The sequence below is a fragment of the Pseudomonas sp. Y3 TE3536 genome, from assembly GCF_053629175.1.
Genome location: NZ_JBRJHU010000001.1, coordinates 2,305,294 through 2,328,667, shown reverse-complemented (window position 1 = coordinate 2,328,667; position 23,374 = coordinate 2,305,294). Strand labels below are relative to the sequence as shown.

The window sequence follows — 23,374 nt, the reverse complement described above, 5'->3', positions numbered from 1 at the left end:
ATTGTTGCACAGCGACAGCGATGCCCACAAATTTTCATGTCTCACCATTGAAAATTTATGTCGCAAATTTGAATGTTTTTGCGCCATGCGCCGTGATAGCGGCTTGGCTCGAGTCTGAAGCGTTTCAGCCATGACTGCAAGAGAGGCTTGTGGCCGGCAGCCTGGGACAGAAAAGCCTGCCGCGCTCGGGCGCAGCAGGCTAGTCGAAAGCTAGAATTCGCTCAGCAACTGGGCGGCGGGGTGGTGCCGCCCGGCAGGTATCAGCGGGCCGTGGCCAGCTCTTGTTGGACGCTGGCGACGGTACGTGGCCAAGGTTTACCAGCCTGGACCTTCGCTGGCAAGTTCTTGATTGCCGCAACCGCTGCGTCACGGTTGGCGAAGCTGCCGTAAGTCACGACATACAGCGGCTTGCCCTGCAGGTTTTTCTTGAAGTAGCGATAGTCGCCACCCTGGGCTTTGACGAAGGCCTGGGCCGACGCTTCGGAGCTGGTGCCGAGGATCTGCACCACGTAATTGCCCGGTTTCTGACCTGCATACCAGCCACCACCGCTGCTGCCGGTAGCCGCAGGCTTCTCGACAGGCTTGGCAGCTGGCTTGGCTGTGGCGACCTGGGTTGGCGCAGGCGCAGGCTTAGCAGGTGCAACCGGTTTTGCAGGCTGGGTTGCGACGGGCTTTGGTGCAGGCGCAACCGGCTGAACCGGTGCACTGGCAGTCGGCTTCGACAGCGTCGGTGCCGGGCCGGCAGGCACGCCTTGCGGCGGCGCGATGGTGGTCACGGTCGGCGGGTTGCCAGGCTGCAGCGCGGTATTGCCGGCCGGGCTGCCCTCTTCGCCGTCCCCCATGCCAGCGGCCTGGGCCAATGGTTCGCGCATCACCGGCTGCGACTGCCCTACCAGCGGCAGTGGCATCGGCTGCGACGAGCCGGAGAACTCGATGGCCGGGTTGCCATTATTGGCCTGGGCGGCGCCCGGCTGGCCTTCACCTAATGGCAATTGAGCCTGGGCAGCCGGCACCTCAGCAGGTGCCTTGTCGCCTTTCTTGGGCATGAGAACCGCGGCAGCAACGGCGACCACGACCACAGCGGACAGCGCGAGCACATGTTTCTTAGGCATTTTCAACCCCATGGATGGTCGCTTGGCCGTCGAACGGCTGGCGATCATGGCTTCGATCAAAGTGTCACGGGCGACCTGGTTGATTGTGCCAGGCCAACCGTCGGAGTGTTCATGGATATCGACGATCTGTTCGCGGGTGAACACCTCGATGCCCCGGCCGGCGCCATCCAGACGCTGCTCCAGGTACTCGCGGGTCTCCTCTTCGCTGTAGGGGGCGAGCTCGATAACGTGGAAACGCTCTTCCTCGATACTCAGCTCATCCAGCCCGGCAATCAGCGACGGTTCGCCGAACAGGAACACGTGCGGGCGCCCTTCCGGAACACCCGCCGCCAGCTCCAGCAACGCTTGGAGTGCCGACTCGTCGAGTTGTTCCGCATCGTCCACCAGCAAATAGACTTCCTGCCCGGTCAGCGCCAGTTGCACCACCTTCGACAGTATGGCCTGGACCTCAGGCTGGGCGACCTCAAGCGACTGCGCGACCTGGGCGAGCACGCTGGCCGCATCGCTGGCGCCACGGGCAGAAACCACCACGCTCTGCACCGATTGCTTGTTGGTACTGGCCACCAGGGCCTGGCGCAGCAAGGTCTTGCCGCTGCCCAGGGGGCCGGTGACCACCAGCATCAGCTGGCTGTAACGGGCCAGGTGATGCAGCTGGCCCAGCACAGGCTTGCGCTGTGCCGGGAAGAATTTGAAGCCGGGCACGCGGGGCGCGAACGGATCGTGGCTCAACTGGTAATGGTCGAGAAAGGCCTCATCGGCATGCAAACTGGTCATTGCGCTGTCACAACCTCAAAGCTGGGCCACGATCGCGCGGTAATCCGCCGACAGCGTGGCCTGAAGAATCTCTTTCGGATAGTCGTCGGTGATCACGGCCTCGCCCATCTGGCGCAACAGCACCAGACGCAGACGCCCGTCGAGCACCTTCTTGTCGACCGCCATGTGCTCCATGAAATGCGCCGGGGTCATTTCCTGTGGTGGCACCACCGGCAAACCTGCATCCTGCAACAGGCGGATTCCGCGATCGCGCTCGGCCTGGTCGATCCAGCCGAGCCGCATGGACATTTCCAGGGCCATCACCGTGCCCGCCGACACGGCTTCGCCGTGCAGCCAGACGCCGTAGCCCATATGGGTTTCGATGGCATGGCCAAAGGTATGCCCAAGGTTCAGGGTCGCCCGCACGCCGGATTCGCGCTCATCGGCACCGACCACCGCAGCCTTGGCTGCGCAGGAACGGCGGATGGCTTCGGTCAGGGCCGTGGAGTCCAGGGCACGCAGGGCCTTCATATTGTCCTCGAGCCAACCAAGGAACGGCTTGTCGCAGATCAGGCCGTACTTGATCACTTCGGCCAGGCCTGCGGACAGCTCACGCGCCGGCAGGGTCTTGAGGCTGGTGGTGTCGATCAGCACCGCGTTGGGCTGATAGAAGGCACCGACCATGTTCTTGCCCAGCGGGTGGTTGATGCCGGTCTTGCCGCCGACCGAAGAGTCGACCTGAGACAACAGGGTGGTCGGCACCTGGATGAAATCGACGCCGCGCTGGTAACAGGCAGCGGCAAAGCCGGCCATGTCGCCGATCACGCCGCCGCCAAGGGCCACCACGGTGGTGCGACGGTCGTGCCGGGCAGTGAGCAGGCCATCGAAGATCAGTTGCAGCGTTTCCCAGTTCTTGTGGGCTTCGCCGTCAGGCAATACCACGGGCAGCACCGAATAGGCACCCAGGGTCTTGGCCAGGCGTTCGAGGTACAGAGGCGCGACGGTTTCGTTGGAAACGATGGCGACCTGCCGCCCGGCAATGTGCGGCGCCAGCAACTCGGGCTGGTCCAGCAGGCCTTCGCCAATGTAGATCGGGTAGCTACGCTCGCCCAGGTCGACCTTTAGTGTCTGCATGTATCCCCACAATGTACTTGGGCGCGGCGCCGCTTGGGCGACGCACGCGGTAAGTTGAACCTCGCCTCGGCGCTGGTGGCCGAGAATAGTCCCGGCTTATCGGGGCGGCAACTGCTGCAAGCGTTCGAGAATATCGATCACCACCATGCGCGGTGGCCGCTCGTCGGTTTCAACGACCAGGTCGGCGATCTCGCGGTAGAGCGGATCACGCGCTTCGAGCAGGGCGCGAAGGGTCGCCTCCGGGTTGGCGGTACGCAACAGGGGGCGATTGCGATCACGTGCGGTGCGACCGACCTGCTGCTCCACAGAAGCATGCAAGTAGATCACCCGGCCGCCCTGGCGCAACGCCTGACGGTTGGCATCGCGCATTACCGCGCCGCCGCCGGTGGCCAGGACCACGCCGTCGAGCCCGCAGAGCTCGGCGATCATCGCCTGTTCACGGTCACGGAAGCCCGGCTCGCCTTCCTTGTCGAAGATCCACGGGATGTTGGCGCCGCATCGCAGTTCGATTTCCTTGTCGGAATCTTTGAACAGCAGGCGCAGCTCTTTGGCCAATAGGCGTCCAATGGTGCTTTTACCAGCGCCCATTGGCCCCACAAGTATCAAATTTCGCACAGAATCAACGACTCACAGCAATCGCCTGGTCACTCATGATACGCGGAGTCAGGAAGACCAGCAGCTCGGATTTTTTCTCTTGTAATACATCGCGTCGAAACAGCCGCCCAACATACGGCAGATCGCCGAAAAATGGCACCTTGTCGACCACATTGTTTTGCGTGGTCGAGTAGACGCCACCGATCACGATCGTCTCGCCGTCCGCCACGCGAACCTTGGCATTGACCTCGTTCTTGCGGATCGGCGGTACGTTGTTCAAGGCATTGACGTAATCAGGCTCGTCCTTGGTCACCCTGACCGTCATGATGACCTTGTTGTCCGGGGTAATCTGCGGGGTGACTTCAAGCGACAGGGACGCTTCGCGAAACGACACGGACGTGGCGCCGCTCTTGCTGGTTTCCTGGTAAGGCACCTCAGTACCTTTGAGGATCCTGGCCGTTTCCTTGTCGGCCGTGACCACCTTGGGCTGCGAGATGATTTCGCCATTGCCGCTCTTTTCCATGGCGCTGAGCTCAAGGTCCAGCAGGATGCCGCCACGCAGCAGGCCCAGGCCGACACTGGAGCCGGTACGCTCCACCCCAAGGTCGACGAACAGCTCCTTGCCTGGCCTTACGTTCTCACCGTACAAGGGCCCACCCCAACGCACCCCAAGGCTCTTTTCGTAATCGACATTGGCCTCGACGATGCGTGCCTCGATCGCCACCTGACGCACCGGCACATCCAGCTGCGCCACCAGGTGGCGCAGCTCGGCAAGGCGGTCAGCGGGCTGGTAGGCCACCAGGGTATTGGTGCGCGCATCCACGCTCAAACTGCCTCGCCCAGTGAGGATGCCGTCGTCTGCCAGGGTTGCCAGCAACAGCTCTGCGAGCTCGGAGGCTACGGCATGGTGGATCGGCATCAGTTCACGCTGCAGCGGTTGCAATTGCGCATCCAGCGCCTGGCCTAGTCGGGCGTCGAGCGATTGCCCAGCAAGCTCCGCCGCCGGCGCCACCAGCAGCACATTGCCCTCTTCACGCCGGGCCAGGCCCTTGCTGCGCAGCACCAAATCCAGCGCCTGCTCCCAGGGCACATCCTGAAGCCGCAAGGTGATATTGCCCTGCACCGAATCGCTGGCAACCAGGTTCACGCCGGCATGGTCTGCCAGCACCTGCAATACGGCGCGCACCTGCACATCCTGAAAGTTCAGCGACAGTGGCTCACCCCGAGTGGGCGCTGCCGTCGCTAGCGGGATCGACAAGACGAACGCCGCCGCCCCCATCCATAGCCTTTTCATCCTTGTCCATGACCTCCTTGTCCAGGGGTTTTCGGAGGGTGAGTACGGCTGTGCGCTCATGCCACTCACGCGCCACGAACCACCGCTCGCGCACGTCGACCCGCTGCTCGTCGATGTGCACCACAACACCCTCATCGCGCCCGAGCCGGTCGCCCAGGCGCACGCGATACAACTGGCCTGCAGACAACAACAGCGCTTCATGCGCGCCGCCTTGCGCCAGGCTCCCGACCATTTCCAGCTGCGCCAAGGGCACACGGCCCAATTCGCCAGGTGCCACTTTCGCCGGGGCTGCGGAGAACGGATCGACCAACGGCGGCACGGCCGCTGCCCGAGCGGGCAAATCTGCCAACGACGCAACGGCCGGCGTCGAAGCATCAGCATGATGGGCGTGAACCCTCAGGCGAACGCGCAACAATCCAGGCCGCCCATCGACTTCGTTCATGCTCAGGTCACTCACGCGCAGCAGCCGCAGCTGCCCAAGCCATTCATCCAACCACAGGCGCAGTGCTGCATACCGGCCCACCACCTGAACATCGAGGGGGATGGTTCGGTAGTGCGCCTGCTCCACCGCCTCATGCACATCGAGCCGCTCGAACAGCAGGCCAAATTCATGCCCTGAGGCGGCAAGCGAATCGAGCAGGTCACTCATGCCCTCGCCAGCGGCGAGACGCCACCGGGCAACGTGCAGCGCCTGCTGTGCGGCGGCCAGCGCAGCGCGCATGCGTGCCAGCTCCCGCACCTGCGCTGCCTTGGCCGAATGTTCCTCGCTCAACTGCTCATGCTGCGCATTCACTTGCCCATGGGCGTGCCGCAACTCCGGCAGGCGTAGCCCACACCCCAGCGCCAATACCAACACTCCCAGACCGACCGAAGCGCCCCACCTGAAGCGAGCGGAACGTTCGGCCATGCCCTGCCAGCTCCCCCACCAGGCTGCATTCACGACCAAAACGCCGACACACGCGCTGTCAGGACAAACTCATCGCCCGAAGGCAGGTGCTTCACATACTTGAGCTCCAGGCCTTGCAGCACCGCGGACCGCTCGAGGTCGCGCATGAACTGAGCGACCACAGCACCGGACGCGGCCTGGCCGGTCACCTGCAAACGGCCGCCTGCCAACGTGAGCTCAGTGAGCTGCAGACCAGCAGGCAACGCTGCCTCCAGGTCGCTAAGCAACGCGGGGAATACACCTTGATCGGCGCGCAGGCTGGCCAACACCGCGGCCTGTACCTGGGCAGCATCGTGGGCGGCACGGACATCGGCATGCTGCTCCAATTGTTCATCCAGCAGCGCAACGGCGGATTGACGGCTAACAGTGCTCAACCCTTGCTGCTGTGCACGTTGGCGTGCCAGTTGATCAATCAGCATCACGGCGCACAGGGCCAGCGCCGCACTGCCAAGCAACATCCACTGAAAGCGCCGAAGCATCGACCGGCGCTGCCGCTCGCGCCAGGGCAAAAGGTTAAGACGCATCATGGCTGCATGCCTCCGAGCGCCAAGGCGCATGCCAAGAGCATCTCGCCCCCACCAGGCTCCAACCCCACAATAGAAGGCAGGGGCCGACAGGGCAGCTTCACCTCTGCACTCAGGTTATCCAGCCACGCTTGCTCGATCGGTGAACTGCCGGCGACCAGCACGCATTCCAGTTGACTGTCGTCGCCCAGAAGCGCCGGCCATTGGCCAAGTGCTTGGCCAAGGTGCACTTCGCGGCGCTGCGCGGGCATGCCCTGCCGCCAACAATGCAGCGTCGCGCCTTGCGCTTCGATGCGCAGCAATGCCGAACCCGCAAGCGCGCCCTGCGGCAGCATCCGCTGCAACGCGATACTGTCGACCTCCATCGCCTCGGCCTGCAGCCCGGCTGCATCAAGCAGGGCTTCAACGGGCTCCAGCGCACGCTGGCGACAGGCCGCCACCATGACCTCCTGGCAATCGGCCTGGGCCTCGGAGGCCCCGAGCAACTGAAAGTCCAGCGCCAGATCATCAAGCGGAAATGGAAACAGGCGATCCGCATCAGCCAGCAACTGGGCCTCGATATCGGCTTCACTCAGGCCCGCTGGCAGTTGGCACACCTTGCAGATCACCTGATTTGCCGGCAGCGCCACCGCAACGCGCCGCTGCCGACTGCCGCTGCGCCTGCAGGCACGGCGCAACGCAGCCACTAGCCGGGCAGGGTCGGTCGCCCAATCAGCCCCACTGTACGGTTCATACGGCTCGTGCGCCCAGGCCGCGACCTGGCAACGCCCCTTGCGTCGCTGCAGCTGCACAATCCGAACGGAGTCGGGGGCAATTTCCACCCCCAAGAGTGAACCGGCATCCATGCCGAAACGTCCAAGCATCGCTGTTCCTTTGCTGTATGCCGCAAACCCGCGTCAGCACTAGGCCTCAGCGGCCAAACGGTTCGACGGGCCACCTGGCCGGTCACCCGGCAAGGCGAAAAAATGCTTATAATGCCCAGCGTTTTTGGTCCGCCGGACCCGTACGCAATTCACTTATCAACCTGGACGCCCAAAAGCCTTGATACGTCTGCTGAAGTTCTTCTGGTGGTCTTCCGTCGCAGTCATTAGCGCGCTCGTACTCGGTGTGAGCGGTGCGTTTCTGTATCTTAGCCCTAGCCTGCCCTCGGTCGAGTCCCTCAGAAGCATCCAGTTGCAGATCCCCCTCAGGGTGTACAGCAGCGACGGCAAGCTGATTGCCGAGTTCGGCGAAATGCGCCGCTCGCCGATCCGTTTCGCGGAAATCCCCCCACAATTTATCCAGGCGCTTCTGTCAGCCGAGGACGACAATTTCCTCAACCACTACGGCGTTGACCCCAGCAGCCTGATGCGCGCCGCGACTCAGCTGGTAAAAACCGGCCACATCCAGACGGGCGGCAGCACCATCACCATGCAGGTGGCGAAGAACTTCTTCCTCACCAGCGAGCGCAGCTTTTCGCGCAAGACCAACGAGATTCTGCTGGCCCTGCAGATCGAGCGTGAGCTGACCAAGGACGAAATCCTTGAGCTGTACGTGAACAAGATCTACCTGGGCAACCGGGCGTACGGCATCGATGCCGCCGCACAGGTTTATTACGGCAAGTCGATCCGCGACGTGAGCCTGGCGCAAATGGCGATGATCGCCGGCTTGCCCAAGGCACCTTCGCGCTTCAACCCCCTGGCCAACCCGGTGCGCGCCAAAGAGCGTCGCGACTGGATTCTTGGCCGCATGTACAAGCTCGGCAAGATTGACCAGGCCAGCTACCAGGCCGCCCTGGCCGAGCCGCTCAACGCCAGCTATCACGTGCCGACACCTGAGGTGAATGCCCCGTACGTCGCCGAGATGGCCCGCGCCGAGATGGTCGGCCGTTATGGCAGCGATGCCTACACCGAGGGCTTCCGCGTCACCACCACGGTGCCAAGCGACATGCAGGAGATGGCCAACAAAGCCATTCTCACGGGCCTTTCCGATTACGATGAACGCCACGGTTACCGCGGCCCCGAGGCACGCTTCCCAGGCAAGACCCACGCGGCCTGGCTGCTGGAACTGAGCAAGCAGCGCACCCTGGGCGGCCTTGAGCCAGCCATCGTCACCCAGGTCGACAAAACCGACCTCAAGGTGCTGACCCGCAGCGGCCAGGAAGAAACCGTGGCCTGGGACACCATGAAGTGGGCGCGCCCGTTCCTCAATAGCAATTCCCAGGGCCGCGCACCGCAAAGCCCCGCCGATGTTGCCCAGGTAGGCGACCTGGTGCGCCTGCAGCGCCTGGACGACGGCAAGCTCAAGTTCAGCCAGGTGCCGGGCGCACAAAGCGCGCTGGTCACCCTCGACCCATACAACGGCGCCATTCGTGCCCTGGTAGGCGGCTTCTCGTTCGAGCAAAGCAACTACAACCGTGCCATGCAGGCCAAGCGCCAACCTGGCTCGAGCTTCAAGCCCTTCATCTATAGCGCGGCGCTCGACAGCGGCTACACCGCAGCCAGCCTGGTCAACGATGCACCGATCGTGTTCGTCGACGAGTACCTGGACAAGGTCTGGCGGCCGAAGAACGACACCAACACCTTCCTCGGCCCGATCCGCATGCGCGAGGCGCTGTACAAATCGCGCAACCTGGTATCGATCCGCCTGCTGCAGGCCATGGGCGTCGACCGCACCATCGACTACATCGCCAAGTTCGGCTTCAACAAGCAGGACTTGCCGCGCAACCTGTCGCTGGCACTGGGCACCGCAACCCTCACGCCGATGGAAATCGCCACGGGCTGGAGCACCTTTGCCAACGGCGGTTACAAGATCACCCCGTACCTGATCGACCGCATCGAGAGCCGCAGCGGCGAGACCCTGTTCACCGCCAACCCGCCCCGCGTGCCGCAAGGCGCCCAGGACCAGGTAGGCCTTGCCGCGCCAGAGCAGCCGATCAGCACCGCAGCCATGCCGGGCGAGGCACCGGCCGCCTTTGGCCAAGTCACGCCAGCACCGCAAACGCCGGCAGTGGCGGAACAGATCATCGACGGCCGCACCACGTACATCCTCACCAGCATGCTGCAGGATGTAATCAAACGGGGCACTGGCCGCCGTGCGCTGGCCCTGGGCCGCACCGACCTGGCCGGCAAGACCGGTACCACCAACGAGTCCAAGGATGCCTGGTTCTCCGGCTACAACGCCGATTACGTGACCACGGTATGGGTCGGCTTCGACCAGCCCGAGACCCTGGGCCGCCGCGAGTACGGTGGCACTGCGGCGCTGCCGATCTGGATGAGTTTCATGGGTGCTGCGCTGAAGGACAAACCCAACCACGTACCGGCTGAGCCGGAAGGCATCCTTAGCCTGCGTGTCGACCCGGTCAGCGGCCGTGCGGCCTCGCCGGGCACGCCGAACGCCTACTTCGAGTTGTTCAAGGCCGAAGATTCGCCACCGTCAGGGGATGAACTGGGCAACGGCGCGGCACCGGGAAGCCCGCTGCCGGCGGATGAAGCGGCGCCGATGGACCTGTTCTGATCCCTGACAGGCTAGCGCCGCCTGTGTAGGAGCGGCCTTGTGTCGCGATGGGCTGCGCAGCAGCCCCTTGCGAGACCTTCTGCTGTCGAGATCCTGGGGCCGCTGCGCAGCCCATCGCGACACAAGGCCGCTCCTACAGGGATCTACGCTGCCGACAAACGCACAATAAAAAGCCCCGGCTCATACGAGCCGGGGCTTTTTTGTGTCACTTACGGCAATCAGCCGTTGAACACTTCATCCACGCTGTTCAGCGGGTAGTGCTTAGGATACGGCAGGGTCGCCACACCGGACTCGATAGCAGCCTTGGCGACAGCATCGGAAACAACGGTGATCAGACGGGCATCCAGAGGCTTCGGAATGATGTACTCACGGCCGAACTCCAGGCCTTCGACGCCGTAGGCTTCGCAAACTTCCTTAGGAACCGGCAGCTTGGCCAGGTCTTTCAGGGCGATGGCGGCGGCAATCTTCATTTCTTCGTTGATGCGCTTGGCACGTACGTCCAGGGCGCCACGGAAGATGAAGGGGAAGCCCAGTACGTTGTTGACCTGGTTCGGGTAGTCGGAACGACCGGTGGCCATGATCACGTCGTTACGGGTGGCGTGAGCCAGCTCTGGGGAGATTTCCGGATCGGGGTTCGAGCACGCGAACACGATCGGGTTGGCCGCCATCGACTTCAGGCCTTCTGCGCTCAGCAGGTTCGGGCCGGACAGGCCAACGAACACGTCAGCACCGTTCAAGGCGTCAGCCAGGGTGCGCTTGTCGGTCGCGTGGGCGAACTGCGCCTTGTACTGGTTCAGGTCGTCGCGGCCAGCGTGGATCACGCCGCTGCGGTCGATCATGTAGATGTTCTCGACCTTGGCACCCATGCTGACCAGCAGCTTCATGCACGAGATGGCGGCAGCGCCGGCACCCAGGCAGACGATCTTGGCTTCTTCCAGCTTCTTGCCGGCGATTTCCAGGGCGTTGATCATGCCGGCCGCGGTGACGATCGCGGTGCCGTGCTGGTCATCGTGGAAGACCGGAATGTCGCACTGCTCGATCAGGGTGCGCTCGATTTCGAAGCACTCTGGAGCCTTGATGTCTTCGAGGTTGATGCCACCGAAGGTGATCGAAATGCGGCGAACGGTGTCGATGAAAGCTTGCGGGCTTTCAGACTCGACTTCGATGTCGAATACGTCGATGCCAGCGAAACGCTTGAACAGAACACCCTTGCCTTCCATGACCGGCTTCGAGGCCAGTGGGCCGAGGTCGCCCAGACCGAGGATGGCAGTACCATCCGAAATCACCGCAACCAGGTTGCCTTTACCGGTGTATTTGTAGGCCAGCTCTGGATCACGGCCGATTTCGCGCACGGGTTCTGCAACACCTGGGCTGTAGGCCAGGGCGAGGTCACGGGCGGTGGCGGTGGGCTTCGAGAGCTCGACGCTCAGTTTCCCCGGACGAGGTTGAGCGTGGTATTCGAGAGCGGCGGTTTTCAGGTCTGACATGGTGGGCATTCCGCTATTTACTGTTCTGACGGACCGCCGAGGATACGCAAAGAGCCGGGGAGTCACAAGACTGGTCGGTCACTTGTGTCAAGGCCTTTAGCCTACGACTTTACGCTATAACCCACGGGGCATACGAATCACAGTGTGTACAATCTAATACCGAAATGTCTACATCTTTTCAGCCTGAAATGCGTTCTAACATGCTCGGATCGGTCAATGGCAACACCCAGCGTCGCTGCCCAGGCTTCAGGCCGCCCTTGCGGGAACGATCCAGCACCCAGCCACGCGCCTCGACTTGGCGCCCTTTGAGATTATCGAAGAAGCTGGCCGGGAAGTTGCGTTGCAGACGAGCGGGAACCTGCAGCACCACGGTGCTATCCAGGGTCAGCCAGACGCCGCCGCGGTTACGTTCGACCGCCTCGATTCGGCCACCGATGACAGCGAACCCAGACTGCCTGACATCCCGTGCGCGCAGCACCGGCGAGCTGCGCCACAGGCCGACACCCGCCTTGCGCGCCGCTTGCTCGGCCAATTGCTGGCACCCCACCAGGCGCACATTGGGGGCAACGGCAACGCGGTAGCCGAGCCCCTCGCTGAGCAGTTGTGCTTCCAGATTGTTGCCAGTGCGGCCGTAGATGTGCGCCAGTGTGCGGCCGTATTTGTCTTTGCCCTCGACGCCCTGCACCAGCCCTACACGCCCGTCACTGGCTTTGACCAAGGCTTGCAAGCGCCGCTTGGCCGCCTCGGCATAGGGCTCGCTGGTCCGCCCTTTGCGACCAATCTCCGGGGCGTTGATGCCGATCATGCGCACGCTGCGGCCGTCGGTCAGGCGCAAGGTATCGCCATCCACCACCTGCCGCACTGCTACCTGCTGAGGATTGGCCGGCAGCGGGCAGAACGCCTGGGCAGGAAGATGCCAAATCGCGCCCACAAAAAAAGCGCCCACAAGGGGCGCTTTTTTTTGCAACAGCGCGAAACCCGAGGGATTCGCCATGCGCATTATTACTTCTTGGCACCGAACATGCCGAAGCGATCGGCAAACTTCTGTACGCGACCACCGGTGTCCAGGACTTTCTGCTTACCGGTGTAGAACGGGTGGCACAGGTTGCAAACGTCGATCGACAGGGTGCTACCCAGGGTCGAACGGCTTTCAAACTTGTTGCCGCAGCTGCAGGTGACTGCAACTACTTCGTAGTTCGGATGAATATTTGCTTTCATGGTCACTTCCTCGAGCTGCGTGCCGCCACCCAACACCAATTGTTGAATACCGCACGTAATTAGGCGGCGAATAATACCAGAGCCCAGCCTCAGCGCAAGTTGTCGCTTGCACCGACTGTCGTCTGCTAGGCTCGCCAGTCTTTGAAATGCCCTTGCGAGACCTTCCGCGTGTCCGACGTCATCCTGCGCCTTGCCCTGCCCTCCCCGCTGCGTCGCCTGTTCGACTACAGGGCGCCGGCGAGCATGGCGCGCCAGCCCCTCACACCGGGCATGCGCATTCGTGTGCCATTCGGGCGCCGCGAGATGATCGGCGTGCTGGTGGAGGTGTGCGACCAAAGCGAAGTGCCCGCCGACAAGCTCAAGCCGGCCATTGCGCTGCTGGACCCGGTATCGCCGCTGCCGCCGGCCCTGCTCAAGCTGTGCCTGTGGACGGCCCAGTACTACCAGCACAGCCTGGGCGATACCCTGAGCTGGGCCCTGCCGACCCTGCTGCGCCAGGGCGAACTGGCCGAGATGCGCCAGGAACGCTTCTGGCACGTCGCCGCCGATGCCCGCCACGATGACCCCCGCATCGCCCGCGCACCGCGCCAGCGCGATGCCCTGAAAACCCTGGCGCAGCACCCACACGGCGTGGCCCACAGCCTGCTGGGCAAGCTCAACCTGAACAAGGACAGCCTCGACCTGCTGCTGGCCAAGGAACTGGTCACCGTCGAAGTACGCCGCCACCTGCCGACGCCGCGCCACGAGCACTGGCTGGCGCAGCCCGAACTGCCCCTCAACGAAGAGCAGCGCAACGCCTTCGATGCCGTGTGCCTGGGCCTTGGCAGTTTCAACGCGTTTCTGCTGGCCGGGGTTACCGGCAGCGGCAAGACCGAGGTCTACCTGCAGTTGATCCGCGAAACACTGGAGGCCGGTAAGCAGGCGCTGGTGCTGATCCCGGAAATCAACCTCGGCCCGCAGACACTGGCGCGCTTCGAGCAACGCTTCAACGCCCGCATCGCCTTGCTGCACTCGGCGGTCGGCGACCGCGAGCGGCTGGACGCCTGGCTGGCAGCCCGCGATGGCGAGGCCGACATCATCATCGGCACCCGCTCGGCGCTGTTCACGCCGATGAAAAACCCCGGCCTGATCATCATCGACGAAGAGCACGACGGCTCTTATAAACAGCAAGAAGGCCTGCGTTACCACGCCCGCGACCTGGCCCTGGTGCGCGCCCACCAGGAGAACATCCCGATCCTGCTCGGCTCGGCCACGCCGTCGCTGGAAACCCTGCACAACGCCCAGACCGGCCGCTACACCTTGCTGCGCATGAACCAGCGCGCCGGCGGTGCGCGCCCGCCGCGCATGCTGCGCCTGGACGTGAAAAGCCTGCCGCTGGACAGTGGCATCAGCGGCCCGCTGCAGCAGGCCATCCGCCAGACCCTGGAAGCAGGCCAGCAAGTGTTGGTGTTCCTCAACCGCCGCGGCTTTGCCCCGACGTTGCTGTGCCACGATTGCGGCTGGTTGTCCGAATGCCCTCGCTGCGATGCGCGCATGACCGTGCACCAGCGTTCCGGCGTGCTGCGTTGCCACCACTGCGGTTATGACGAACGCCTGCCGCACCAGTGCCCGCAGTGCAACCATGTCGACTTGCGGCCGGTGGGCGCAGGCACCGAGCGCGCTGAAGAGCGCCTTAAGGTGCTGTTCCCGGACTACCCGATCCTGCGCGTGGACCGCGACAGCACGGCGCGCAAAGACGCCATGCACAACCTGTTCGGCACCATCCAGCGTGGCCAGCCGAGCATCCTGGTGGGCACCCAGATGCTCGCCAAGGGGCACCACTTCCCACGCGTGACGTTGGTGGCCATCCTCGACGCCGACGGCGGGCTGTTCTCCGGCGACTTCCGTGCCAGCGAGCGCATGGCGCAATTGATCGTGCAGGTTGCCGGGCGTGCCGGGCGCGCCGAAGAGCCCGGCAAGGTGATCATCCAGACCCACTTGGCCGACCACCCCTTGCTGGTACAGCTGACCGAACAAGGCTATTTCGCCTTCGCCGAGCAAGCCCTGGACGAGCGCCGCGCCGCCGGCCTGCCGCCTTTTTCGCACCTGGCCTTGCTGCGCGCCGAAGCCCACAAACCGGGCCAGGCCGAAGGCTTCCTCGACGAAGCCTGCAGCGCAGCAGAGCGCCTGGTGGCCGAACAGCGCCTGCCGGGCATTGAACTGTTGGGCCCGGTACCGGCTCCCATGGAGCGCCGAGCGGGCCGCTTCCGCGCCCAATTATTGATACAGGCCAACACCCGGGCACCCCTGCATCGACTGATCAGCGCCTGGTTGCTAGTGTTGGAGCAAATGCCGAGCGGCCGACAGGTTCGCTGGTCGCTGGACGTGGACCCGGTAGACCTCTACTGACACCCTGAGCCTTGGCAAAGGTTGGCAACCCGCTCCCGGCAACGGATAATGCCCAGTTTTTCCACCTGCGCATCGAAGCGCTCCACCGCGCTTGCGGTCGAAAAGAGAACCCCATGAAAGACACCATTCGCCAGCTGATCCAGCAAGCCCTCACCCAACTCGTCACCGACGGTGTGCTGCCTGAAGGGCTATCGCCGGCGATCCAGGTGGAAAACGCCCGGGACAAGACCCACGGCGACTTCGCCAGCAACATCGCGATGATGCTGGCCAAGCCTGCCGGCATGAAGCCGCGCGACCTGGCCGAAAAACTGATCAACGCGCTGCCCGCCAGCGACGACATCAGCAAAGTCGAGATTGCCGGCCCAGGTTTCCTCAACTTCTTCCAGAACACCAGCGCTCTGGCCGACCGCCTGGACGCTGCACTGGCCGATGACAATCTGGGCGTGCGCAAGGCCGGCCCGAGCGAAAAGGTCGTGATCGACCTGTCGGCCCCCAATCTGGCCAAAGAGATGCACGTTGGCCACCTGCGCTCGACCATCATCGGTGACAGCGTGGCGCGCGTGCTGGAATTCCTGGGTGACAACGTCATCCGCCAGAACCACGTCGGCGACTGGGGCACCCAGTTCGGCATGTTGATGGCCTACCTGCAGGAAAACCCGATCACCAGCGACGAGCTGTCGGACCTGGAGAACTTCTACCGCGCCGCGAAGAAACGCTTCGACGAGTCCGAAGAATTCGCCACCCGCGCCCGCGGCCTGGTGGTCAAGCTGCAGGCCGGCGACCCTGAGTGCCTGGCCCTGTGGACGCGTTTCAAGGACATTTCCCTGTCCCACTGCCAGAAAACCTACGAGCTGCTCAACGTCAAGCTGACCATGGCCGACGTCATGGGCGAAAGCGCCTACAACGACGACCTGGCCAACGTAGTCAGCGACCTCAAGGCCAAGGGCCTGCTGGTCGAGGACCAGGGCGCGCAGTGCGTGTTCCTCGAAGAATTCAAGAACAGCGAAGGCGAACCCCTACCGGTGATCGTGCAGAAGGCCGACGGTGGCTACCTTTACGCCACCACCGACCTGGCCGCCGTGCGCTACCGCAGCAATGTGCTCAAGGCCGACCGTGCCCTGTACTTCGTCGACCAGCGCCAGGCGCTGCACTTCAACCAGGTGTTCGAAGTGGCGCGCCGTGCAGGCTTCGTCGGCCACCCGATGCAAATGGAACACATGGGCTTCGGCACCATGAACGGCGCCGACGGCCGCCCGTTCAAGACCCGTGACGGCGGCACCGTGAAGCTTATCGACCTGCTCACCGAGGCCAAGGAGCGTGCCTACGCCCTGGTCAAGGAGAAGAACCCGAGCCTGGCCGAAGACGATCTGCGCCACATCGGTGAAGTGGTCGGGATCGGCGCAGTGAAGTACGCCGACCTGTCCAAGCACCGCACCAGCGACTACAGCTTCAACTTCGAGCTGATGCTCAACTTCGAAGGCAACACAGCGCCGTACCTGCTGTATGCCTACACCCGCGTGGCGGGCGTGTTCCGCAAACTGGGCAAGGGCTTCGACGAGGTCGACGGCAAGATCGTGCTGCAGGCCGAGAAGGAGCTGGACCTCGCCGCGCGCCTGGCGCAATTCGGCGAAGTGCTTAACAGCGTGGCCGACAAGGGTACGCCGCACGTGCTGTGCAGCTACCTGTACGACCTGGCTGGCCTGTTCTCGAGCTTCTACGAGAACTGCCCGATCCTCGCCGCCGAAACCCCGGAGCAGCAACAGAGCCGCCTGCGCCTGGCTGCCCTGACCGGTCGTACCCTCAAGCAAGGTCTGGAACTGCTCGGCCTGGAAACCCTGGAGCGCATGTAAGTTGGCTGCCAAGAAAAAACCTGCTCCAAAACGCGGCGCCAGCCGCCAACAGGCGCCGGCCAAGCAGCCGATCCCGGGTTGGGTATGGCTGGCAGTCGGGTTGACCGTGGGCGCTTTCATCGTCTTTTTGATGAAGCTTGAGCCAGGCGGTGCGGACATCAAGCGCACCAAGCCTGAACAACAAAAACCGGAAAAGGTGGCCGAAGCCAGCAAGACCACCCCGGCCACCCCGCAGCAGCCGGTGAAGCCTAAGTATGACTTCTACACCCTGCTGCCGGAGTCCGAGGTCATCGTGCCGCCGGAAGCCGTGCCAGAGAAGACGCCACCGGTGCCTGCCCAGCCAGTGACCCCGGTCACCCCGGCAGAAGCAGCGAAGATCGACACGGCACGCGCCCAGGCCGCCTTGCTGGGCCAGACGCCACCACCGGCACCGCCGGTGATCAAGCCTGCGGCCACTACGCAGTTCTTCCTGCAGGCCGGCTCGTTCCGCAAGCAGGCGGATGCCGACAAGGTCCGCGCGCAGATCATCCTGCTCGGCCAGTCGGTGAAGGTGGAGTCGGGGACGGTCAAGGATGAAACCTGGTACCGCGTACTGGTCGGCCCGTTCAGCAACCGCGAACAACTGACCGGGGCGCAGAAACAGCTTGCCGGCGCAGGCTTCAGCAACCTGCTGCTGCAACAGCGCCAGACCCGCCAGTAAAACTCGGTAGGCGCAGCCTTGTGCTGCGAAGAGGCCGGTGCAAACACCAAGGATGTTAGGTGTTTGTACCGGCCTCTTCGCAGCACAAGGCTGCTCCTACACGATCTGCAATCAGCGACGATCGCTGTTGGCTTCGGAAATCTGACTGTTCAAAGTCCAGAAGTCGTACAGCACGCCGACCAGGAACAGGCCGCCCGTGAAGAAGTAGATGATCGCGGTGATCCACTTGCCCTGGTACAGGCGATGCAGGCCAAAAATGCCCAGGAAGGTCAGCAGAATCCAGGCGATGTTGTAGTCGATCCGACCGGACCGGAAGCGTAAGTCCGCCTCCTTGTCCATCGCCGGGATCAGAAACAGGTCGATCAGCCAGCCGATGCCCAGCAGGCCCAGGGTAAAGAACCAGATCGTCCCAGTGATCGGCTTGCCGTAGTAGAAACGGTGCGAGCCGGTGAAGCCGAAAATCCACAACAAGTAGCCGATGACCTTGCTGTGGGTGTCGTGAAGCGGCTCACCCTGTTGATAACTGTTCATTCATAGCCCTCGTGGGTTATCCGAAAATTTTCTAAGAAAAAATGTGACTTTCTCGTCGCAGGCCGACGTATGGCACCCTGCCAATCGACCAACGGATCAGAAATTGATCAAAAAGCTGTTATAAAGTTGCGCGCCTAACACATAACTATTCATAAAGAGCTTCATCTATGCCGCCTTTACTCAAGACATGGCTGACCCTCTGTCTATTATTGCCCCTGGCCGCCCACGCCACCAATCGTGAGCAACGTCTTCCCAATGGTTTTACCGGCTATACCACCAATGCCTCGGTGAAACACGCGCCTGCCAAGCACACCACGCTGCGCGCACGCCCAACCAACGCGGCCAGCAGCCGTGGGCTGCCGGTTGCCTCCATGTCGCCGAAGCAGAGCAGCGATGTGCTCAGCCGTGCGGTGAATGTGCTCGGTACGCCCTATGTCTGGGGCGGCAGCAGCCCGAAAAAGGGCTTCGACTGCAGCGGCCTGGTGAAATACGCCTTCAATGATGTGGCCGATGTCGACCTGCCACGCACCTCCAATGCCATGGCCCAGGGCCACGGTGTGAAGGTGGCGAAGGGCGACCTCAAGCCTGGCGACCTGATCTTCTTCAACATCAAAAGCCGACGGGTCAACCACGTTGCCATCTACCTGGGCAACGACCGCTTCATCCATGCCCCGCGTCGCGGCAAGCGGGTGAGCATCGACACCCTCAGCAAGCCTTACTGGCAGAAGCACTATGTCGTGGCCAAACGGGTGTTGCCGAAAGAACAGCAGCAGCTGGCCCTGGCCAAGCGCTGATCGAGCCTCGACCACGGCTCTGGTAGGAGCAGCCTTGTGCTGCGAAGAGGCCAGTGAAAACACAGCGGATCGTCGCTGACGTCACCGGCCTCTTCGCAGCACAAGGCTGCTCCTACACCCATCCCATTACTTTCAGCCTTTGCATCGCCCCTTCCATCGTCCGCATCCCCTCCGCCGCCCCCGTCTGCATCACCGAACTCAGCTGCGCCATCCGCCCTTCGCGAATCAGGTTACGCACTGCCGTGTTAGCCACCAACACCTCCCGCGCCGCTACCCGCCCGCCGCCCCCGCGCTTGACCAGCACTTGCGCCACCACCAGGCGCAGCGACTCGGCCAGCATCGCCCGCACCAGCGGCTTTTCCTCGGCGGCGAACACCTCCACCAGCCGATCGATGCTGCCTGCAGCCGAGCGCGTGTGCACGGTTGCCAGTACCAGATGCCCCGTTTCAGCCGCCCGCAATGCCAGGCGAATCGTCTCCAGATCGCGCAACTCGCCGATCATGATCACATCCGGGTCCTGACGCAGCGCACTGCGCAGCCCTTGGGCAAACCCGCGGCAATCGCGGCCCATCTGGCGCTGGTTGATAAGGCTCCGTTGGCTGCTGTGGATAACTTCCACAGGGTCTTCCAGGGTGATGATATGCAGTGGCCGCTCGTGGTTGAGCTGATCGAGCAGCGCCGCCAAGGTGCTGGACTTGCCACTGCCAGTGGGCCCGCCCACCAGAATCAGGCCATCGGAACACTGCGCAACAGCTTGAAACACTTCCACAAGGTCGAGCTCGTCCAAAGTCGCAATGCGTCTGGGTATCAGGCGAAAGGTCGCCGCAACCCCATTCAACTGGCGGAACAGGTTCAGGCGAAAACGGCCTAACGCTGGCAGCGCCAACGCAAGGTCCAACTCATCCCCCTGCGCCCATTGCCGGCAAGCGTCATCGCCCAGCAAGGGCGCCATGGCATCACTCAGCGCCGCTGCCGTCAGCGGCGGCAGGTCCATGCGTTGCAGCTCGCCATCCAGGCGCAGCATTGGTACCTGGCCCGCGGCCAGGTGCAGGTCCGAAGCCCGCGCATCCACAGCACGGGCCAACAGGTCGGTCACATCCATGAGACTCCCCAAAGGCGATCAAGCAGGTAGAATGCCGCAGACCCTTTCGCCGCCGGCATCGATCTATGTCCACCATAGCAGACAACCTATCCGCCCTTGCCGCCCGCATCGCCAGCGCCGCCCAGGCCGCCGGGCGGGACCCGGCCAGCATCCAGTTGCTGGCTGTGAGCAAGACCAAGCCCGCCAGCGCCATCCGTGAAATCTACGCCGCTGGCGTGCGCGATGTCGGCGAAAACTACCTGCAGGAAGCCCTGACCAAGCAGGAAGCGTTGCGCGACCTGCCCTTGATCTGGCACTTCATCGGCCCCATTCAGTCGAACAAGACCAAAGCCATTGCCGAGCATTTCGACTGGGTACATTCCGTGGACCGCCTGAAGATCGCCCAACGCCTCTCGGAGCAACGCCCTGCTGCACTGGCACCGCTGAACATCTGCCTGCAGGTGAATGTCAGTGGCGAAGACAGCAAGTCCGGCTGCGCACCGGCCGACCTGCCAGCGCTGGCCGAGGCCGTCGCGAAACTGCCCAATCTGCGCCTGCGCGGGTTGATGGCCATCCCGGAGCCCAGCGATGACCGCGCCGCCCAAGAGGCCGCTTTTGCCAGCCTGCGCACCTTGCAGCAGCGCCTGGGCCTTGGCCTGGACACCTTGTCCATGGGCATGAGCCACGACCTGGAGGCGGCGATTGCCCAGGGAGCGACCTGGGTACGTATCGGCACCGCCCTGTTCGGTGCCCGCGACTACGGGCCCGTCTGATTCCATGCTTTACTCACTCTTTCCCACAAGGACCTGACATGAGCAAGACACGTATTGCCTTTATCGGCGCCGGCAACATGGCCGCCAGCCTGATCGGCGGCCTGCGTGCCCAGGGCCTGGAGGCTTCGCAGATCCGCGCCAGCGACCCGGGCGCCGAGACCCGTACCCGCATCCAGGCCGAGCACGGTATCGAAACCTTCGAAGACAATGCCCAGGCAATCGCTGGCGCCGACGTGATCGTGCTGGCGGTCAAGCCGCAGGTGATGAAGGCCGTTTGCCAAGCCCTGCAAGCCCACCTGCAGGAAGGCCAGCTGATTGTTTCCATCGCCGCCGGTATCACCTGCGCCAGCCTGCAGAGCTGGGTAGGCCCACGCCCGGTGGTGCGCTGCATGCCCAACACGCCAGCGCTGCTGCGCCAAGGCGTCAGCGGCCTGTACGCCACCCAGGAAGTCAACGCCGAACAGCGGCAACAGGCCGAACAGCTGCTGTCTGCCGTGGGCACTGCCCTGTGGCTGGACCAGGAGCAGCAACTGGACGCAGTGACCGCCGTCTCCGGCAGCGGGCCGGCGTACTTCTTCCTGCTGATCGAAGCGATGACCACCGCAGGCGAAAAGCTCGGCCTGCCTCGCGAAACCGCCTCCCAGCTGACCCTGCAGACCGCGCTGGGCGCGGCGCGCATGGCCGTGGCCAGCGATGTCGACGCTGCCGAACTGCGCCGCCGCGTCACCTCGCCAGCCGGCACCACCGAAGCTGCGATCAAGTCGTTCCAGGCTAGCGGCTTCGAAGCCATCGTCGAGCAAGCGCTGCAGGCCGCAGCGACGCGCTCCGCCGAGCTGGCCGAACAACTGGGCAAATAAGGAGCTTTAGATGAATGCACTGTCTGGCGCCGCGATCTTCGTGGTGCAAACCCTGGTCAGCCTGTATTTGGTGATCGTCCTGCTGCGCTTCGTGCTGCAACTGGTCAAGGCCAACTTCTACAACCCACTGTGCCAGTTCGCGGTACGCGCCACCCAGCCGCTGCTCAAGCCGATCCGCCGCGTCATCCCCAGCGTTGGCGGCCTGGACACCTCATCGCTGCTGCTGGCAGTGGTCATCCAGGCGCTGCTGATGGGCTTCGTGCTGATGGTCACCTACGGCACCTTCGGTGATGTGCTGCACCTGCTGATGTGGGCCATCATCGGCATCACCTCGCTGTTCCTGAAGATCTTCTGGGTGGCGATGATCGTCATGGTGATCGTCTCCTGGGTCGCGCCCAACAGCCACAACCCGGCGGCGGAGCTGGCCTACCAGATCAGCGAACCGGTGCTGGCACCGTTCCGCCGCCTCGTGCCTAACCTGGGCGGCATGGACATCTCGCCCATCTTCGCCTTCCTGGCGATCCAGGTGATCCAGTCGTTCGTCATGCCGCCGCTGGCTGCCTATGCCGGCATGCCTCAAGAACTGTGGCGGATGATCTGATCCAACGCCCTTGAACATCGACGCCCCCTGCGGCAAGCCTTTGCTTGCCGCAGGGGGTAGCGCTCTTTAGACTTACGCCTCCGTCAAGCGTGAGCAGGGTCGATGTCCACTGTCCTTCCCGAAGATTCCGTCGGTCTGGTTACACCGCAAACAGCCCGGTTCGAAGAACCGCTGGCCCTGGCCTGTGGCCGCTCGCTGGCCAGCTACGAGCTGGTTTACGAGACCTATGGCACCCTGAACGCCAGCGCCAGCAATGCCGTGCTGATCTGCCATGCCTTGTCCGGCCACCACCATGCCGCCGGCTACCATGCCGCCACCGACCGCAAGCCGGGCTGGTGGGACAGCTGCATCGGCCCCGGCAAGCCAATCGACACCAACCGTTTCTTCGTGGTCAGCCTGAACAACCTCGGCGGCTGCAATGGCAGTACTGGCCCGAGCAGCCTCAACCCGGCTACCGGCAAGCCCTATGGCGCCGACTTCCCGGTGCTGACCGTGGAAGACTGGGTGCACAGCCAGGCACGCCTGGCTGACCGCCTGGGCATTGGCCAGTGGGCGGCCATCGTGGGCGGCAGCCTTGGTGGCATGCAGGCGCTGCAATGGACCATCACCTACCCCGACCGCGTGCGGCACTGCGTCGATATCGCCTCGGCGCCCAAGCTCTCGGCACAGAACATTGCCTTCAACGAAGTGGCGCGCCAGGCCATCCTCACCGACCCGGAGTTCCACGGCGGTTCGTTCCAGGACCAGGGCGTGATCCCCAAGCGCGGGCTGATGCTGGCGCGCATGGTGGGCCATATCACCTACCTGTCCGATGATTCGATGGGTGAAAAATTCGGCCGTGAGCTCAAGAGCGACAAGCTCAACTACGACTTCCACAGCGTCGAATTCCAGGTCGAAAGCTACCTGCGCTATCAGGGCGAGGAGTTTTCCGGCCGTTTCGACGCCAACACCTACCTGCTGATGACCAAGGCCCTGGACTACTTCGACCCGGCCGCAGCCCACGGTGGCGACCTTGCCGCCACCCTGGCCTCGGTCACGGCAGACTACTGCATCATGTCGTTCACCACCGACTGGCGCTTCTCGCCTGCCCGTTCACGCGAGATCGTCGATGCGTTGATGGCCGCGCGCAAGAACGTGTGTTACCTGGAGATCGACTCACCTTATGGGCACGATGCCTTCCTGATCCCCACACCTCGCTACATGCAGGGTTTCTCGAACTACATGAACCGCATCGCCATCTGA

The 23,374-nt window shown here is 63.4% G+C and carries 21 protein-coding genes; 9 read left to right on the top strand and 12 right to left on the bottom strand.

The window, feature by feature from the left end:
• Positions 1-260: 260 nt before the first annotated feature.
• The 7 genes from AB7M33_RS10580 to pilM all read right to left on the bottom strand — a co-directional run bounded on the left by AB7M33_RS10580 (position 261) and on the right by pilM (position 7,220).
• Positions 261-1,886, bottom strand: a complete 1,626-nt coding sequence (locus tag AB7M33_RS10580) for an SPOR domain-containing protein (RefSeq protein WP_027592359.1) — start codon at positions 1,884-1,886, stop codon at positions 261-263.
• 15 nt (positions 1,887-1,901) lie between these two features.
• Positions 1,902-2,999 carry a 3-dehydroquinate synthase gene (gene aroB / locus AB7M33_RS10575; protein ID WP_027592358.1) on the bottom strand — a complete coding sequence of 366 codons (1,098 nt, stop codon included), beginning with the start codon at positions 2,997-2,999 and terminating at the stop codon, positions 1,902-1,904.
• A gap of 96 nt (positions 3,000-3,095) precedes the next feature.
• Positions 3,096-3,614 (bottom strand): shikimate kinase AroK, encoded by a 519-nt coding sequence (gene aroK / locus AB7M33_RS10570; protein WP_027592357.1) that lies wholly within the window; start codon positions 3,612-3,614, stop codon positions 3,096-3,098.
• A gap of 4 nt (positions 3,615-3,618) precedes the next feature.
• Positions 3,619-4,887, bottom strand: coding sequence for a type IV pilus secretin PilQ (locus tag AB7M33_RS10565; RefSeq protein WP_085272249.1), 1,269 nt, complete (start codon positions 4,885-4,887; stop codon positions 3,619-3,621).
• A complete protein-coding gene (locus tag AB7M33_RS10560; RefSeq protein ID WP_454242820.1) occupies positions 4,811-5,794 on the bottom strand; it encodes a pilus assembly protein PilP in 984 nt (327 codons plus the stop codon). The genes AB7M33_RS10565 and AB7M33_RS10560 overlap by 77 nt, the downstream gene beginning before the upstream one ends.
• A gap of 29 nt (positions 5,795-5,823) precedes the next feature.
• Positions 5,824-6,360, bottom strand: coding sequence for a PilN domain-containing protein (locus tag AB7M33_RS10555; protein ID WP_454242819.1), 537 nt, complete (start codon positions 6,358-6,360; stop codon positions 5,824-5,826).
• Complete coding sequence (pilM, locus tag AB7M33_RS10550; RefSeq protein ID WP_027592353.1) at positions 6,357-7,220, bottom strand: type IV pilus biogenesis protein PilM; 864 nt, start codon at positions 7,218-7,220, stop codon at positions 6,357-6,359. Before pilM ends, AB7M33_RS10555 begins: the two co-directional genes overlap by 4 nt.
• A gap of 181 nt (positions 7,221-7,401) precedes the next feature.
• On the opposite strand from pilM, the gene AB7M33_RS10545 reads away from it, so the two are divergent.
• The gene (locus AB7M33_RS10545; protein WP_454244214.1) at positions 7,402-9,852 is read left to right on the top strand and encodes a penicillin-binding protein 1A; all 2,451 of its coding nucleotides are present in this window, start codon (positions 7,402-7,404) and stop codon (positions 9,850-9,852) included.
• Between the two features lie 218 nt (positions 9,853-10,070).
• Here AB7M33_RS10545 and AB7M33_RS10540 read toward each other — a convergent pair whose 3' ends face one another.
• From AB7M33_RS10540 to rpmE, 3 genes are all read right to left on the bottom strand, one after another.
• Positions 10,071-11,339 (bottom strand): malic enzyme-like NAD(P)-binding protein, encoded by a 1,269-nt coding sequence (locus AB7M33_RS10540; protein ID WP_027592351.1) that lies wholly within the window; start codon positions 11,337-11,339, stop codon positions 10,071-10,073.
• Between the two features lie 178 nt (positions 11,340-11,517).
• Complete coding sequence (locus tag AB7M33_RS10535; RefSeq protein WP_454242818.1) at positions 11,518-12,339, bottom strand: thermonuclease family protein; 822 nt, start codon at positions 12,337-12,339, stop codon at positions 11,518-11,520.
• Between the two features lie 2 nt (positions 12,340-12,341).
• Positions 12,342-12,557, bottom strand: a complete 216-nt coding sequence (gene rpmE, locus AB7M33_RS10530) for a 50S ribosomal protein L31 (protein WP_027592349.1) — start codon at positions 12,555-12,557, stop codon at positions 12,342-12,344.
• 168 nt (positions 12,558-12,725) lie between these two features.
• Here rpmE and AB7M33_RS10525 point away from each other — a divergent pair, with 168 nt between their 5' ends.
• The 3 genes from AB7M33_RS10525 (at position 12,726) to AB7M33_RS10515 (ending at position 17,495) form a co-directional block, all read left to right on the top strand.
• The gene (locus tag AB7M33_RS10525; RefSeq protein ID WP_027592348.1) at positions 12,726-14,945 is read left to right on the top strand and encodes a primosomal protein N'; all 2,220 of its coding nucleotides are present in this window, start codon (positions 12,726-12,728) and stop codon (positions 14,943-14,945) included.
• Between the two features lie 113 nt (positions 14,946-15,058).
• Positions 15,059-16,795 (top strand): arginine--tRNA ligase, encoded by a 1,737-nt coding sequence (argS, locus tag AB7M33_RS10520; protein ID WP_027592347.1) that lies wholly within the window; start codon positions 15,059-15,061, stop codon positions 16,793-16,795.
• Position 16,796: 1 nt separating this feature from the next.
• Complete coding sequence (locus tag AB7M33_RS10515; protein ID WP_027592346.1) at positions 16,797-17,495, top strand: SPOR domain-containing protein; 699 nt, start codon at positions 16,797-16,799, stop codon at positions 17,493-17,495.
• Between the two features lie 111 nt (positions 17,496-17,606).
• On the opposite strand, the gene AB7M33_RS10510 is transcribed toward AB7M33_RS10515, so the two are convergent.
• Complete coding sequence (locus AB7M33_RS10510) at positions 17,607-18,026, bottom strand: NINE protein (RefSeq protein ID WP_085272247.1); 420 nt, start codon at positions 18,024-18,026, stop codon at positions 17,607-17,609.
• 167 nt (positions 18,027-18,193) lie between these two features.
• Between AB7M33_RS10510 and AB7M33_RS10505 the strand changes: the two genes are divergently transcribed.
• Positions 18,194-18,820, top strand: a complete 627-nt coding sequence (locus AB7M33_RS10505; protein ID WP_454242817.1) for a C40 family peptidase — start codon at positions 18,194-18,196, stop codon at positions 18,818-18,820.
• A gap of 112 nt (positions 18,821-18,932) precedes the next feature.
• On the opposite strand, the gene AB7M33_RS10500 is transcribed toward AB7M33_RS10505, so the two are convergent.
• The gene (locus AB7M33_RS10500; RefSeq protein WP_454242816.1) at positions 18,933-19,922 is read right to left on the bottom strand and encodes a type IV pilus twitching motility protein PilT; all 990 of its coding nucleotides are present in this window, start codon (positions 19,920-19,922) and stop codon (positions 18,933-18,935) included.
• A 65-nt stretch (positions 19,923-19,987) separates the two neighbouring features.
• Here AB7M33_RS10500 and AB7M33_RS10495 point away from each other — a divergent pair, with 65 nt between their 5' ends.
• From AB7M33_RS10495 to metX, 4 genes are all read left to right on the top strand, one after another.
• Entirely contained in the window at positions 19,988-20,674 is a 687-nt protein-coding gene (locus tag AB7M33_RS10495; RefSeq protein WP_238215592.1) for a YggS family pyridoxal phosphate-dependent enzyme, read from the top strand.
• A gap of 38 nt (positions 20,675-20,712) precedes the next feature.
• Positions 20,713-21,531: a pyrroline-5-carboxylate reductase gene (gene proC / locus AB7M33_RS10490; protein ID WP_454242815.1), complete on the top strand. Its 819-nt coding sequence runs from the start codon at positions 20,713-20,715 to the stop codon at positions 21,529-21,531.
• A 10-nt stretch (positions 21,532-21,541) separates the two neighbouring features.
• Positions 21,542-22,132 (top strand): YggT family protein, encoded by a 591-nt coding sequence (locus tag AB7M33_RS10485; RefSeq protein ID WP_027592340.1) that lies wholly within the window; start codon positions 21,542-21,544, stop codon positions 22,130-22,132.
• Positions 22,133-22,234: 102 nt separating this feature from the next.
• On the top strand, positions 22,235-23,374 hold the full coding sequence (metX, locus tag AB7M33_RS10480) for a homoserine O-succinyltransferase MetX (protein WP_099430689.1): 1,140 nt from the start codon (positions 22,235-22,237) through the stop codon (positions 23,372-23,374).

Excerpts from the sequence above, each read along its gene's own strand:
- AB7M33_RS10580 (WP_027592359.1), bottom strand. The coding sequence starts at position 1,886 with ATGACCAGTTTGCATGCCGATGAGGCCTTTCTCGACCATTACCAGTTG.
- aroB (WP_027592358.1), bottom strand. The coding sequence starts at position 2,999 with ATGCAGACACTAAAGGTCGACCTGGGCGAGCGTAGCTACCCGATCTAC.
- AB7M33_RS10565 (WP_085272249.1), bottom strand. The coding sequence starts at position 4,887 with ATGAAAAGGCTATGGATGGGGGCGGCGGCGTTCGTCTTGTCGATCCCG.
- AB7M33_RS10560 (WP_454242820.1), bottom strand. The coding sequence starts at position 5,794 with ATGGCCGAACGTTCCGCTCGCTTCAGGTGGGGCGCTTCGGTCGGTCTG.
- AB7M33_RS10555 (WP_454242819.1), bottom strand. The coding sequence starts at position 6,360 with ATGATGCGTCTTAACCTTTTGCCCTGGCGCGAGCGGCAGCGCCGGTCG.
- pilM (WP_027592353.1), bottom strand. The coding sequence starts at position 7,220 with ATGCTTGGACGTTTCGGCATGGATGCCGGTTCACTCTTGGGGGTGGAA.
- AB7M33_RS10540 (WP_027592351.1), bottom strand. The coding sequence starts at position 11,339 with ATGTCAGACCTGAAAACCGCCGCTCTCGAATACCACGCTCAACCTCGT.
- AB7M33_RS10535 (WP_454242818.1), bottom strand. The coding sequence starts at position 12,339 with ATGCGCATGGCGAATCCCTCGGGTTTCGCGCTGTTGCAAAAAAAAGCG.
- rpmE (WP_027592349.1), bottom strand. The coding sequence starts at position 12,557 with ATGAAAGCAAATATTCATCCGAACTACGAAGTAGTTGCAGTCACCTGC.
- argS (WP_027592347.1), top strand. The coding sequence starts at position 15,059 with ATGAAAGACACCATTCGCCAGCTGATCCAGCAAGCCCTCACCCAACTC.
- AB7M33_RS10510 (WP_085272247.1), bottom strand. The coding sequence starts at position 18,026 with ATGAACAGTTATCAACAGGGTGAGCCGCTTCACGACACCCACAGCAAG.
- AB7M33_RS10505 (WP_454242817.1), top strand. The coding sequence starts at position 18,194 with ATGCCGCCTTTACTCAAGACATGGCTGACCCTCTGTCTATTATTGCCC.
- AB7M33_RS10500 (WP_454242816.1), bottom strand. The coding sequence starts at position 19,922 with ATGGATGTGACCGACCTGTTGGCCCGTGCTGTGGATGCGCGGGCTTCG.
- AB7M33_RS10495 (WP_238215592.1), top strand. The coding sequence starts at position 19,988 with ATGTCCACCATAGCAGACAACCTATCCGCCCTTGCCGCCCGCATCGCC.
- proC (WP_454242815.1), top strand. The coding sequence starts at position 20,713 with ATGAGCAAGACACGTATTGCCTTTATCGGCGCCGGCAACATGGCCGCC.
- AB7M33_RS10485 (WP_027592340.1), top strand. The coding sequence starts at position 21,542 with ATGAATGCACTGTCTGGCGCCGCGATCTTCGTGGTGCAAACCCTGGTC.
- metX (WP_099430689.1), top strand. The coding sequence starts at position 22,235 with ATGTCCACTGTCCTTCCCGAAGATTCCGTCGGTCTGGTTACACCGCAA.